This window comes from Serratia ureilytica (assembly GCF_017309605.1).
Classification (GTDB): domain Bacteria; phylum Pseudomonadota; class Gammaproteobacteria; order Enterobacterales; family Enterobacteriaceae; genus Serratia; species Serratia ureilytica.
The window spans coordinates 979,084-993,191 of the sequence record NZ_CP071320.1; the positions used below are offsets into that span (position 1 = coordinate 979,084).

At 58.9% G+C, this 14,108-nt stretch carries 11 protein-coding genes; all 11 read left to right on the forward strand.

Features of this window, described 5'->3' with window-relative positions:
• The first annotated feature begins 8 nt into the window (after positions 1-8).
• The 11 genes from cdsA (at position 9) to accA (ending at position 14,064) form a co-directional block, all read left to right on the forward strand.
• A complete protein-coding gene (gene cdsA / locus J0X03_RS04480) occupies positions 9-851 on the forward strand; it encodes a phosphatidate cytidylyltransferase (RefSeq protein ID WP_033644875.1) in 843 nt (280 codons plus the stop codon).
• Positions 852-878: 27 nt separating this feature from the next.
• Entirely contained in the window at positions 879-2,234 is a 1,356-nt protein-coding gene (rseP, locus tag J0X03_RS04485; protein WP_025304033.1) for a sigma E protease regulator RseP, read from the forward strand.
• Positions 2,235-2,269: 35 nt separating this feature from the next.
• Positions 2,270-4,696 carry an outer membrane protein assembly factor BamA gene (gene bamA, locus J0X03_RS04490; protein WP_147881684.1) on the forward strand — a complete coding sequence of 809 codons (2,427 nt, stop codon included), beginning with the start codon at positions 2,270-2,272 and terminating at the stop codon, positions 4,694-4,696.
• Between the two features lie 156 nt (positions 4,697-4,852).
• The gene (gene skp, locus J0X03_RS04495; protein ID WP_004931958.1) at positions 4,853-5,350 is read left to right on the forward strand and encodes a molecular chaperone Skp; all 498 of its coding nucleotides are present in this window, start codon (positions 4,853-4,855) and stop codon (positions 5,348-5,350) included.
• Positions 5,351-5,353: 3 nt separating this feature from the next.
• The gene (gene lpxD / locus J0X03_RS04500; protein WP_033649808.1) at positions 5,354-6,376 is read left to right on the forward strand and encodes a UDP-3-O-(3-hydroxymyristoyl)glucosamine N-acyltransferase; all 1,023 of its coding nucleotides are present in this window, start codon (positions 5,354-5,356) and stop codon (positions 6,374-6,376) included.
• A 160-nt stretch (positions 6,377-6,536) separates the two neighbouring features.
• A complete protein-coding gene (gene fabZ, locus J0X03_RS04505; protein ID WP_004931962.1) occupies positions 6,537-6,992 on the forward strand; it encodes a 3-hydroxyacyl-ACP dehydratase FabZ in 456 nt (151 codons plus the stop codon).
• A gap of 3 nt (positions 6,993-6,995) precedes the next feature.
• Positions 6,996-7,784: an acyl-ACP--UDP-N-acetylglucosamine O-acyltransferase gene (lpxA, locus tag J0X03_RS04510; RefSeq protein ID WP_033644878.1), complete on the forward strand. Its 789-nt coding sequence runs from the start codon at positions 6,996-6,998 to the stop codon at positions 7,782-7,784.
• Positions 7,785-7,787: 3 nt separating this feature from the next.
• Positions 7,788-8,936 carry a lipid-A-disaccharide synthase gene (lpxB, locus tag J0X03_RS04515; RefSeq protein ID WP_004931967.1) on the forward strand — a complete coding sequence of 383 codons (1,149 nt, stop codon included), beginning with the start codon at positions 7,788-7,790 and terminating at the stop codon, positions 8,934-8,936.
• Positions 8,933-9,526: a ribonuclease HII gene (gene rnhB, locus J0X03_RS04520; RefSeq protein ID WP_033644879.1), complete on the forward strand. Its 594-nt coding sequence runs from the start codon at positions 8,933-8,935 to the stop codon at positions 9,524-9,526. The genes lpxB and rnhB overlap by 4 nt, the downstream gene beginning before the upstream one ends.
• Before the next feature lie 77 nt (positions 9,527-9,603).
• Positions 9,604-13,092 (forward strand): DNA polymerase III subunit alpha, encoded by a 3,489-nt coding sequence (gene dnaE, locus J0X03_RS04525; RefSeq protein WP_046687712.1) that lies wholly within the window; start codon positions 9,604-9,606, stop codon positions 13,090-13,092.
• A gap of 12 nt (positions 13,093-13,104) precedes the next feature.
• Positions 13,105-14,064: an acetyl-CoA carboxylase carboxyl transferase subunit alpha gene (gene accA, locus J0X03_RS04530; RefSeq protein WP_004931972.1), complete on the forward strand. Its 960-nt coding sequence runs from the start codon at positions 13,105-13,107 to the stop codon at positions 14,062-14,064.
• Positions 14,065-14,108 lie beyond the last annotated feature (44 nt).

Sequence of the window (14,108 nt, forward strand, 5' to 3'; positions counted from 1 at the left end):
GAGAACTTTTGCTGAAGTATCGCCTCATAACTGCTCTGATTTTAATCCCGATCGTTATCGCGGCGCTGTTCCTGTTGCCGCCGTTGGCCTTTGCTCTGGTAACGCTCGTCGTGTGCATGTTAGCTGCCTGGGAGTGGGGCCAATTGGCCGGTTTTACCTCCCGTTCGCAGCGCATCTGGTTGGCGATACTGTGCGGTTTTCTGCTTGCGCTGATGATGCTCAGCGTCCCCGCTTACCATCAATCCGTGCCGCAGATAAGCGGCTCGCTGTGGCTGTCGTTGGCCTGGTGGCTGGCGGCGTTGCTGTTGGTGCTGTTCTATCCCGGCTCGGCCGCTATCTGGCGCAATTCGCGCCCGCTGCGCCTGCTGTTTGGCCTGCTGACCATCGTGCCGTTTTTCTGGGGCATGCTGGCGCTGCGCCAGTTCGGCTACGAGCAAAACCCGTTTACCGGCGCCTGGTGGCTGTTGTACGTGATGTTGCTGGTGTGGGGCGCGGATTCCGGTGCCTACATGTTCGGCAAGCTGTTCGGCAAGCATAAGCTGGCGCCGAAGGTCTCACCGGGCAAAACGTGGGAAGGGTTGATCGGCGGGTTGCTGACGTCGGCGGTGATCTCGTGGCTGTTCGGCCGCTACGCGCCGCTGAACGTGGTGCCGACCACGCTGCTGGCCTGTTCGGTGATCGCCGCGCTGGCTTCGGTGCTGGGCGATTTGACCGAAAGCATGTTCAAACGCGAAGCGGGCATCAAGGACAGCGGGCATTTGATTCCCGGTCATGGCGGCATACTGGATCGTATCGACAGCCTGACCGCGGCGGTGCCGGTGTTTGCCTGCCTGATGCTGTTGGTGTTTTAATCCGTCGATGACGGAAAGTGAGGGATGATGGTCAGCGTGCTTTGGAACCTGGTGGCGTTTCTGATTGCGCTCGGTATCTTGATTACCGTGCATGAGTTCGGACACTTTTGGGTTGCCCGTCGTTGCGGCGTGCGCGTTGAACGCTTCTCCATCGGCTTCGGCCGGGCGCTGTGGCGTCGAACCGATCGCCAGGGCACCGAGTACGTTATCGCTCTGATCCCGCTCGGCGGCTACGTGAAGATGCTGGACGAGCGCGTGGAGTCGGTGGCGCCGGAGATGCGCCACCAGGCCTTCAACAATAAAACCGTCTGGCAGCGCGCGGCCATCATCAGCGCCGGTCCCATCGCCAACTTCCTGTTTGCTATCCTTGCCTACTGGCTGGTGTTCATCATCGGCGTGCCGAGTTTCCGTCCGGTGATCGGCGAAATCGCGCCGCAATCGATCGCCGCCAAGGCTGAAATTTCGTCTGGCATGGAACTAAAGTCGGTTGACGGCATCGAAACGCCTGATTGGGAGTCAGTTCGTCTGGCGCTGGTGGCGAAGATTGGCGATGCGCAAACCGAAGTCGGCGTAGCGCCGTTCGGCTCTTCGCAGGTGGTGACCAAAACCCTGGACTTGCGCCAGTGGAACTTTGAACCGGACAAGCAGGATCCCGTTGTCGCGCTGGGGATTATGCCGCGCGGCCCGCAGATCGAATCCGTGTTGGCGGAAGTGCAGCCGAACTCGGCGGCGCAAAAGGCGGGTTTACAAGCGGGGGACAGGATCGTTAAAGTCGATGGTCAGCCGTTGGGTCGTTGGCAGACGCTGGTGAAGCGTATCCACGATGGCCCGGGGCAACCGCTGGCTTTGGAGATTGAAAGAAACGGCGCCCCCTTGTCTTTGACGCTGATACCGGATACAAAGCCGGTGGGAAAAGACAAATCGGTGGGGTTTGCAGGCATCATTCCAAAGGTGCTGCCGCTGCCGGAAGAGTATAAGACGATTCGCCAGTATGGACCGTTCCCGGCGCTGTATCAGGCCGGCGACAAGACCTGGCAGCTGATGCGGCTGACGGTCAACATGCTGGGCAAATTAATAACCGGTGATGTAAAGCTGAACAACCTGAGTGGCCCGATCTCGATTGCACAGGGAGCTGGGGCGTCAGCCGGAGTCGGATTCGTGTATTATCTGATGTTCCTGGCGTTGATTAGCGTCAACCTGGGGATCATCAACCTGTTCCCATTACCGGTGTTAGATGGTGGGCATCTCCTCTTCCTGGCGATAGAAAAGCTGAAGGGTGGGCCGGTTTCCGAGCGAGTACAGGACTACAGCTACCGCATAGGTTCGATCGTGTTGGTGTTGTTGATGGGTCTTGCACTTTTCAATGATTTTTCCCGCCTTTAGGGGCGGGGATAGGTTAGGAAGAACGCATAACAACGATGGCGATGAAAAAGTTGCTCATAGCGTCGCTGCTGTTTGGCAGCGCCACCGTATACGGTGCAGACGGGTTCGTAGTGAAAGACATTCATTTCGAAGGCCTGCAGCGAGTTGCCGTCGGTGCGGCGTTACTCAACATGCCGGTTCGCGTCGGCGATACCGTCACTGACGATGACATCAGTAATACCATTCGTGCCTTGTTTGCCACCGGCAACTTCGAGGACGTGCGCGTACTGCGCGATGGTAATACCTTGATCGTGCAGGTGAAGGAACGTCCTACCATCGCCAGCATCACTTTCTCCGGCAACAAGTCGGTGAAGGATGACATGCTCAAGCAAAACCTGGAAGCCTCCGGCGTCCGGGTGGGCGAGGCGCTCGACCGCACCACGATTTCCAGCATTGAAAAAGGGCTGGAAGACTTCTATTACAGCGTTGGTAAATACAGCGCCTCGGTGAAAGCCGTGGTCACGCCGTTGCCGCGCAACCGTGTCGACCTGAAGCTGGTGTTCACGGAAGGGGTCTCCGCCAAGATTCAACAAATCAACATCGTCGGCAACCATGCCTTCACCAACGATGAACTGATCTCGCGCTTCCAACTGCGTGACGAAGTGCCGTGGTGGAACCTGGTCGGCGATCGCAAATACCAGAAGCAAAAACTGGCGGGCGATCTCGAAACCCTGCGCAGCTTCTATCTGGATCGCGGCTATGCCCGCTTCAACATCGATTCTACCCAGGTGAGCCTGACGCCGGATAAAAAAGGCATCTACATCACTATCAACATCACCGAAGGCGAGCAGTACAAGCTTTCCGACGTTGTCGTGAACGGCAACCTGGCTGGCCACTCGGCGGAAGTCGCTCAGATCACCAAAATCGAGCCAGGCGAGCTGTACAACGGCAGCAAGGTGACCAAAATGGAAGACAACATCAAAACGATGTTGGGCCGTTATGGTTACGCCTACCCGCGCGTCGGCACTCAGCCTGAGATCAACGACGCGGATAAAACCGTCAAACTGCACGTCAACGTTGACGCGGGCAACCGCTTCTACGTGCGTCGCATCAAGTTCGAAGGCAACGACACCAGCAAGGATTCCGTACTGCGTCGCGAAATGCGCCAGATGGAAGGCGCCTGGCTCGGCAACGAGCAGGTCGAGCAGGGCAAAGAGCGTCTGAACCGTCTGGGCTACTTCGAAACGGTTGACGTGGAAACCCAGCGCGTGCCGGGCACCGCCGATCAGGTCGATGTGACCTACAAGGTGAAAGAACGCAACACCGGTACCTTCAACTTCGGCGTCGGTTACGGCACCGAGAGCGGCGTCAGCTTCCAGGCCGGCGTGCAGCAGGATAACTGGTTGGGTACCGGCTACTCGGTCGGCATCAGCGGCACCAAGAACGACTACCAGACCTATACCGAACTGTCGGTCACCAACCCGTACTTCACCGTTGACGGTGTGAGCCTGGGCGGCCGCATCTTCTACAACGACTTTAAGGCGGATGACGCGGATCTGTCGGACTATACCAACAAGAGTTACGGTATCGACGGCACGCTGGGCTTCCCGATCAACGAAAACAACTCGTTGCGCACCGGCCTGGGCTACGTCCACAACGGCCTGTCGAACATGCAGCCGCAGATCGCCATGTGGCGTTACCTCGACTCGATGGGCGTGGATGCGAACAAGACCGACCGCGCCAGCTACTCGACCGACGACTTTACGCTGAACCTGGGCTGGACCTACAACAACCTGGACCGCGGCTACTTCCCGACCTCGGGTAACCGCACCACGTTGAACGGCAAGGTCACCATTCCGGGCTCGGACAACGAATACTACAAGGTGACGCTGGACAGCGTACAGTACGTGCCGATCAACGACGATCGCACCTGGGTGCTGTTGGGCCGTGGCCGTCTGGGTTACGCGGATGGGCTGGGCGGCAAGGAAATGCCGTTCTACGAGAACTTCTACGCCGGTGGTTCGAGCACCGTGCGCGGCTTCCAGTCCAACACCATTGGTCCGAAGGCGGTGTACTACAACTCCAACTCGTACCAGTGTCAGTTCAACGCCGGCAGCACGACCGATCGTCAGAGTATCTGTAGCTCGGATGACGCGGTGGGCGGTAACGCCATGGCGGTCGCCAGCCTGGAGCTGATCACCCCGACGCCGTTCATCAGCGAGAAATACGCCAACTCGGTGCGCACGTCGCTGTTCATCGATGCGGGTACCGTGTGGGATACCAAGTGGAAGAATACCAACGATACGCTGATGTACGGCGTGCCGGACTACAGCAAGGCCAGCAATATTCGTTCTTCCGCCGGTATCGCGCTGCAGTGGATGTCGCCATTGGGGCCATTGGTGTTCTCTTACGCCAACCCGATCAAGAAATACGAAGGCGACAAGTCCGAACAGTTCCAGTTTAACATCGGTAAGACCTGGTAACGGGTCTCTCCTCTGGGCATAACAGTTATTAAGAATCGCAATGGCCAGGCGCCCGCCGGCAGAGGGAGATGATTCTCATTGTTTGGTGGGACAAGTCTGGCAAATTGTGTACTTCAGTGTCATATGACACAAATGGGTGATGGTAAGGAGTTTATAGTGAAAAAGTGGTTGTGTGCCGCAGGCCTCGGTTTAGCAATGGCTGCTTCAGCTGGCGTTCAGGCAGCAGATAAGATCGCTGTCGTTAACGTCTCCAGCATTTTCCAACAGCTGCCGGCCCGCGAAGCGGTCGCTAAACAGCTGGAAAACGAGTTTAAAGGCCGTGCAAGCGAACTCCAGAACATGGAACGTAGCCTGCAGACCAAAATGCAACGTCTGCAGCGTGACGGCGCTACCATGAAAGCCAGCGACCGCAGCAAGTTGGAAAAAGACGTGATGGCGCAGCGCGAGCAGTTCTCTCAGAAAGCCCAGGCTTTCGAGCAGGACAACCGTCGTCGCCAGATGGAAGAGCGTAACAAGATCCTGAGCCGCATTCAGGACGCGGTGAAATCTGTCGCGAGCAAAGGCGGTTATGACGTGGTGATCGACGCCAACGCCGTTGCCTATGCAGACTCTTCCAAAGATATCACTGCTGACGTGCTGAAACAGGTTAAATAACACATGCTTTCAATTCGACTGGCTGATTTAGCGCAGCAGTTGGATGCACAATTGCACGGTGATGGCGATCTCGTCATCACCGGCATTGCTTCTATGCATTCGGCACAGCCTGGCCAAATCACGTTTTTGTCAAACAGCCGCTATCAAGAGCAGCTGTCTTCCTGCCAGGCAAGCGCCGTGGTGCTTACCGAAGCGGATTTACCACACTGCCGTGCTGCGGCGCTGGTGGTTAAGAACCCTTACCTGACCTATGCGCGCATGGCGCAGCTGATGGACACCACGCCGTCGCCGGCTCAGGATATCGCGCCAAGCGCGGTTGTCTCGCCGGAAGCGCAGCTGGGGCAGAACGTCGCCATTGGGGCGAACGCGGTGATCGAGTCGGGTGCGGTGCTTGGCGATAACGTGGTTATCGGCCCGGGCTGCTTCATCGGCAAACACGCACGCATCGGCGCGGGAACGCGTCTGTGGGCGAACGTAACGATTTATCATGCGGTCGAAATCGGCCAGCGCTGCCTGATTCAGTCGGGCACCGTGATCGGCGCAGACGGTTTCGGCTATGCGAATGAGCGCGGCGAGTGGATCAAGATCCCTCAGTTGGGCACGGTGATTATCGGCGATCGCGTCGAAATCGGCGCTTGCACCACCATTGACCGCGGCGCTTTGGATAACACCCAAATCGGGAATGGTGTTATCATCGACAACCAATGCCAGATTGCACATAACGTCGTGATTGGCGACAATACCGCCGTCGCCGGCGGTGTGATCATGGCCGGCAGCCTGAAAATCGGCCGCTACTGCCAGATTGGCGGCGCCAGCGTGATCAACGGTCACATGGAAATTGCCGACAAGGTTGTTGTTACCGGAATGGGAATGGTTATGCGACCAATCACCGAACCTGGGGTATACTCTTCGGGCATTCCGTTGCAGCCTAACAAGGTTTGGCGTAAAACCGCTGCGTTGGTAATGAATATCGATGAGATCAGCAAGCGCTTGAAAGCTGTCGAACGTAAAGTCGGAAAAGACTAGTCATTGCCGCCCGCTCTCGCGGGTACAAAACGAAACGCGTTGGTCGTGAGACCAAAAGCGCAAAGAGATGTTAATTTGCGGCCTGCATGATGATCTCCTTTTGGGGTCAGCGCAGGCCGTGTTGTTGATGCCATCAGTTTTTAGAGACAGGAAGAGTATTTTGACTACTGACACTCATACTCTGGATATTGCAGAAATTTTGGATCTGCTTCCTCACCGTTACCCGTTCTTGCTGGTCGACCGCGTCCTCGAGTTTGAAGAGCACAAATATCTGCGTGCGGTGAAGAACGTATCGGTGAATGAACCGTTTTTCCAGGGCCACTTCCCTGGCAAACCGATTTTCCCAGGCGTATTGATCCTGGAAGCCATGGCGCAGGCCACCGGCATCCTGGCGTTTAAAAGCGTCGGCAAACTGGAACCGGGCGAGCTGTATTACTTCGCTGGTATCGATGAAGCTCGCTTCAAGCGCCCTGTGGTGCCAGGCGATCAGATGGTCATGGAAGTCACCTTCGAGAAAACTCGCCGCGGTCTGACTCGCTTCAAAGGCGTGGCGACCGTTGACGGTAAAATTGTCTGCGAAGCAACCATGATGTGTGCCCGCAGCCGGGAGGCTTAATCCGTGATTGACCAAACCGCCTTTATCCATCCTAGCGCGATAGTCGAAGAAGGCGCCGTGATTGGCGCCGGCGTGCATATCGGCCCTTTCTGCTACGTCGGCTCCCAGGTGGAAATCGGCGCCGGCACGGTGCTGAAATCCCACGTGGTGGTGAACGGCATTACCAAGATTGGCCGCGATAACCAGATTTATCAGTTCGCCTCTATCGGCGAAGTGAATCAGGATCTGAAATACGCGGGCGAGCCGACGCGTGTGGAAGTGGGCGATCGCAATCGCATCCGCGAAAGCGTCACTATCCACCGCGGCACCGCGCAGGGCACCGGCCTGACCAAAGTGGGCAACGATAACCTGCTGATGGTCAACGTGCACGTCGCCCACGACTGTGTAGTTGGCAACGCTTGCGTGCTGGCCAACAACGCCACGCTGGCGGGGCATGTGGAAATCGACGATCACGCCATCATTGGCGGCATGACCGCGATCCATCAGTTCTGCATTATCGGCGCGCATGTGATGGTAGGCGGTTGTTCCGGTGTCGCTCAGGACGTGCCTCCGTTCGTCATCGCTCAGGGCAACCACGCTACGCCGTTCGGCGTCAACGCGGTCGGCCTCAAGCGCCGCGGTTTTGACAAGGATGAAATGCAGGCGATCCGCAACGCCTACAAAATCCTGTATCGCAGCGAAAAAACGCTGGATGAAGCGAAAGCGGAAATCGAAGCCCTGGCCAAAGAGCAGCCGGTGGTGCAGCAGTACCTCGATTTCTTCACCCGTTCTACCCGTGGCATCATTCGCTGAGTTATGTCGAATCGTCCATTGACTATCGGATTGGTCGCCGGAGAAACCTCCGGTGACATTCTCGGCGCCGGTTTGATCCGTGCGCTCAAAGCGCAGATCCCTGACGCGCGTTTCGTTGGCGTCGCCGGCCCGCTGATGCAGGCCGAAGGGTGCGAAGCCTGGTACGAAATGGAAGAGCTGGCGGTAATGGGCGTGGTGGAAGTGCTCGAGCGCTTGCCACGCCTGTTGAAGATCCGCAAGGATCTTACCCGCCGCTTCGGTGAGCTGCGGCCGGACGTGTTTGTCGGCATCGACGCGCCGGACTTCAACATCACGCTGGAAGGCCGCCTCAAGCAGCGCGGCATTCGCACCATCCACTATGTCAGCCCTTCAGTGTGGGCCTGGCGACAAAAGCGCGTTTTCAAAATAGGCAAAGCCACCGATTTGGTGCTGGCCTTTCTCCCTTTCGAAAAAGCGTTTTACGATCGTTTCAACGTCCCCTGCCGGTTTATCGGTCACACCATGGCGGACGCCATGCCGCTGCAGCCCGATCGGTTGGCGGCGCGCGCTCAGCTTGGCATCGCTCCGCAGGCGCGCTGTTTGGCCTTGTTGCCGGGCAGCCGCGGCGCCGAAGTCGAGATGCTGAGCGCCGACTTCCTCAAAACCGCGCAGCTGCTGCGCACGCGTTATCCCGAGCTGGAAGTGGTGGTGCCGCTGGTCAACGCCAAACGGCGTGAGCAGTTTGAGCGCATCAAGGCCGAAGTGGCGCCGGATCTGACCGTACACCTGCTGAATGGGCAGGGGCGTGAAGCGATGATCGCCAGCGACGCGGCGCTGCTGGCATCCGGCACGGCGGCGCTGGAATGCATGCTGGCCAAGTGCCCGATGGTCGTGGGCTATCGCATGAAGCCGTTCACTTTCTGGTTGGCGCAGAAGCTGGTGAAAACGCCTTATGTCTCGCTGCCGAATCTGCTGGCGGGGCGGGAGATCGTCACCGAACTGCTGCAGCATGACTGCGTCCCGGACAAACTGGCCGCCGCCGTGATGCCGCTGCTGGAAGAGAGCCCGGAAACCGACGCGTTGAAACAGACTTTCCTTACCTTGCACCAAAGCATCCGTTGCGGTGCGGACGAACAGGCCGCTCAGGCTGTGTTGGAGCTGGCGAAAGCATGATTGAACCCTTTATCTATCCCGCTGCCACGCTGATTGCCGGTGTGGACGAAGTGGGCCGCGGCCCGTTGGTCGGCGCGGTGGTCACCGCCGCCGTGATCCTCGATCCGGCGCGGCCGATCGTCGGGCTGGCGGACTCCAAAAAGCTCAGTGAAAAACGCCGGCTGGCGCTGTATGACGAAATCGTCGCCAAAGCGCTCTCCTGGAGCCTGGGGCGCGCCGAACCGGCGGAAATCGACCAGCTGAACATTTTGCACGCCACCATGTTGGCGATGCAGCGCGCGGTGGCCGGGTTGCATATCGCGCCGGACATGGTTTTAATCGACGGTAACCGTTGCCCGAGCTTGCCGATGCGTTCGCAGGCGGTGGTGAAGGGCGACAGCCGCGTGGCGGAGATCAGCGCGGCGTCCATTCTGGCGAAGGTCACGCGCGATCGCGAAATGGCCGAGCTGGACAGCGAGTTCCCGGACTACGGTTTCGCGCAGCATAAAGGCTACCCGACCGCCTTCCACCTGGAGCGGCTGGCCGCGCTGGGCGCCACCGAGCATCATCGCCGCAGCTTCGCGCCGGTGAAAAGGGCGCTCGCGCTGTAGCCTGCGAGCCTGACCGGCTCGACGATAGCATTAACCCGGGCTCAGCACGCTGAGCCCCTTCAATCAGGTATCTGGAGATGGCCGAACCTCGTTTTATTCACCTGCGCGTCCACAGTGACTACTCCATGATTGATGGATTGGCCAAGACGGCGCCGCTGGTGAAAAGAGCCGCCGCGTTAGCCATGCCTGCTCTGGCAATCACCGATTTCACCAACCTGTGCGGGCTGGTGAAGTTCTACGGCAGCGCGCACGGCGCCGGGATCAAACCGATCATCGGCGCGGATTTCCATGTGCAAAGCGAAGTCTTGGGCGACGAACTCGCTCAGCTGACGGTGCTGGCCAGCAACAACGAAGGCTACCAGAACCTGACGCTGCTGATTTCCCGCGCCTATCAGCGCGGCTACGGCGCCGCCGGCCCGATCATCGATCGCGACTGGCTGATTGAACATCGCGAAGGGCTGATCCTGCTCTCCGGCGCGCGTCAGGGCGACGTCGGCAAGTTCCTGCTGCGCGGCAACCAGGCGCAGGTGGATCAGTGTCTGGATTTCTACCAGCAATATTTCCCCGACTGCTACTACCTGGAGTTGATCCGCACCGGCCGCCCGGATGAAGAGAACTATCTGCATGCGGCGGTGGCGCTGGCCACCGAGCGCGGTTTGCCGGTGGTGGCCACCAACGACGTGCGTTTCCTGGTGGAAGATGACTTCGACGCTCATGAGATCCGCGTCGCCATCCACGACGGCTTTACGCTGGACGATCCCAAGCGGCCGCGCAACTACAGCCCGCAACAATACATGCGCAGCGAAGACGAGATGTGCGAGCTGTTCGCCGACATCCCGGAAGCGCTGCTGAACAGCGTCGAAATCGCCAAGCGCTGCAACGTCACCATTCGCCTCGGCGAGTACTTCCTGCCGCAGTTCCCGACCGGCGATATGAGCACCGAGGACTTCCTGGTACTCAAATCGAAAGAGGGGCTGGAAGAGCGTCTCGAGTTCCTGTTCCCCGATCCTGACGTGCGCGCGCAGCGCCGCCCGGAATACGACGAGCGTCTGGACGTCGAGCTGAAAGTGATCAACCAGATGGGGTTCCCCGGCTACTTCCTGATCGTGATGGAATTTATCCAGTGGTCGAAGGACAACAACGTGCCGGTGGGCCCAGGGCGAGGCTCCGGCGCCGGTTCGCTGGTGGCCTATGCGTTGAAAATCACCGACCTCGATCCGCTGGAATTCGACCTGCTGTTCGAACGCTTCCTGAACCCGGAACGTGTCTCGATGCCCGACTTCGACGTCGACTTCTGCATGGAGAAACGTGACCAGGTAATCGAGCACGTGGCGGAGATGTACGGCCGCGAAGCGGTATCGCAGATCATCACCTTCGGCACCATGGCGGCGAAAGCGGTTATCCGCGACGTAGGCCGCGTGTTGGGGCACCCGTACGGGTTCGTCGATCGCATCTCCAAACTGGTGCCGCCGGATCCGGGCATGACGCTGGAGAAAGCCTTCGCCGCCGAACCGCAGCTGCCGGAGATTTACGAGGCCGACGAAGAGGTCAAAGCGCTGATCGACATGGCCCGCAAGCTGGAAGGGGTGACGCGCAACGCCGGTAAACACGCCGGTGGCGTGGTGATCGCGCCGACCAAGATCACCGACTTCGCGCCGCTGTACTGCGATGCCGAAGGGAACCACCCGGTGACCCAGTTCGACAAGAACGACGTGGAATACGCCGGGCTGGTGAAGTTCGACTTCCTCGGTCTGCGCACCCTGACCATCATCGACTGGGCGCTGGAGATGATCAACGCCCGGCGCGCCAAGACCGGGCTGGAACCGATCGACATCGCCGCCATCCCGCTCGACGACAAGAAAAGCTTCGACATGCTGCAGCGTTCGGAAACCACGGCGGTGTTCCAGCTTGAATCGCGCGGCATGAAAGATTTGATCAAACGTCTGAAGCCCGACTGCTTCGAAGACATGATCGCACTGGTGGCGCTGTTCCGTCCGGGGCCGCTGCAGTCGGGCATGGTGGATAACTTCATCGACCGCAAACACGGCCGCGAAGAGATCTCCTACCCGGACATTCAGTGGCAGCATGAGTCGCTCAAGCCGGTGCTGGAGCCGACCTACGGCATCATCCTGTATCAGGAACAGGTGATGCAGATTGCCCAGGTGCTGGCCGGCTATACGCTGGGCGGCGCGGACATGCTGCGCCGTGCGATGGGTAAAAAGAACCCGGTCGAAATGGCCAAGCAGCGCGGCGGCTTTGAAGACGGCGCCAAAGCGCGCGGCATCGACGGCGAACTGTCGGTGAAAATCTTCGACCTGGTGGAGAAATTCGCCGGTTATGGCTTCAACAAATCGCACTCCGCCGCCTACGCGCTGGTGTCGTACCAGACGCTGTGGCTGAAGGCGCACTATCCGGCCGAGTTTATGGCGGCGGTGATGACCGCCGATATGGACAACACCGACAAAGTAGTGGGGCTGGTGGACGAATGCTGGCGTATGGGGCTGAAGATCCTGCCGCCGGACATCAACAGCGGCCTGTATCACTTCCACGTCAACGACGACGGCGAGATCGTTTACGGCATCGGCGCCATCAAGGGCGTGGGGGAAGGGCCGATCGAAGCCATTATCGAAGCGCGCAACAGCGGCGAGCAAGGTTATTTCAAAGACCTGTTCGATCTCTGCGCGCGCTCCGACATCAAGAAACTGAACCGCCGCATTCTGGAAAAACTGATCATGTCCGGGGCGTTCGATCGCCTTGGGCCACACCGCGCCGCGCTGATGAATTCGCTCGGCGACGCGTTGAAAGCGGCGGATCAGCATGCGAAAGCCGAAGCTATCGGCCAGGTGGACATGTTTGGCGTGCTGGCGGAAGCGCCAGAGCAGGTGGAGCAATCCTACGCCAACATCGCGCCCTGGCCGGAGCAGGTGGTGTTGGACGGTGAACGGGAAACGCTGGGACTGTACCTGACCGGCCACCCGATCACCCAATACCTCAAGGAGATCGAACGTTACGCCGGTGGCCAGCGTTTGAAAGACATGCACCCGACGGATCGGGGCAAAATGACTACCGCCGTCGGGTTGGTGGTCGCCGCGCGGGTGATGGTGACCAAGCGCGGCAACCGCATCGGCATCTGTACGCTGGATGACCGTTCGGGCCGTCTGGAAGTGATGCTATTCACCGAAGCGTTAGAAAAATACCAGCATTTGTTGGAAAAAGACCGTATCCTTATCGCCAGTGGACAGGTCAGCTTTGATGACTTTAGCGGCGGGCTTAAAATGATGGCCCGCGAGGTAATGGACATCAGTGAAGCCCGGGAAAAATACGCTCGCGGGCTTGCTATCTCGCTGACTGACAGGCAAATTGATGACCAGCTTTTGAACCGTCTCCGTCAGTCGTTGGAACCCCATCGCTCGGGGACGATTCCAGTGCATCTCTACTATCAACGGGAAGATGCGCGAGCCAAGCTGCGTTTTGGCGCAACCTGGCGCGTGACGCCCACCGACCGCTTGTTGATAGACTTGCGGACGTTGGTAGGCAATGAGCAGGTGGACTTGGAATTTGACTAAAATAGGAATGCTATGAGTCTGAATTTTCTTGATTTTGAACAGCCGATTGCAGAGCTGGAAGCGAAAATTGACTCGCTGACTGCAGTCAGCCGTCAAGACGAAAAATTAGATATTAATCTGGACGAAGAGGTTCAGCGCCTGCGTGAAAAGAGCGTTGAGCTGACGCGCAAGATTTTTGCCGATCTTGGGGCCTGGCAGATTGCCCAATTGGCACGCCACCCGCGCCGTCCTTATACCCTGGATTATATCAAACATATCTTTACCGACTTCGAAGAGTTGGCGGGCGATCGCGCTTACGCCGACGACAAAGCGATCGTCGGGGGGATTGCGCGTCTGGATGGCCGCCCGGTGATGATCATCGGGCACCAGAAAGGCCGTGAGACCAAAGAGAAGATCCGCCGCAACTTCGGCATGCCGGCGCCGGAAGGCTACCGCAAGGCGCTGCGCCTGATGGAAATGGCCGCCCGCTTCAAAATGCCGATCATCACCTTTATCGATACCCCGGGCGCTTATCCGGGCGTGGGCGCGGAAGAACGCGGCCAGTCGGAAGCCATCGCGCGCAACCTGCGTGAGATGTCGCGCCTGAACGTACCGGTCATCTGCACCGTCATCGGTGAAGGCGGCTCGGGCGGCGCGCTGGCGATCGGCGTGGGCGACAAGGTGAACATGCTGCAGTACAGCACCTACTCGGTGATTTCGCCGGAAGGCTGCGCCTCCATCCTGTGGAAGAGCGCCGACAAGGCGCCGCTGGCCGCGGAAGCGATGGGCATCACCGCGCCGCGTCTGAAAGAGCTGAAGCTGATCGACTCGGTGATCCCGGAGCCGCTGGGTTCCGCGCACCGCGACGTGCCGGCGATGGCCGCCGCGTTGAAAGCGCAGCTGCTGGCCGATCTGAAAGATCTGGATGGCCTGAACGACGAAGAGTTGCTCAACCGTCGCTACCAGCGTCTGATGAACTACGGCTACTGCTGAGTTGCGATCTTCACGGTAATAAACCGCCTCCGGGCGGTTTTTTT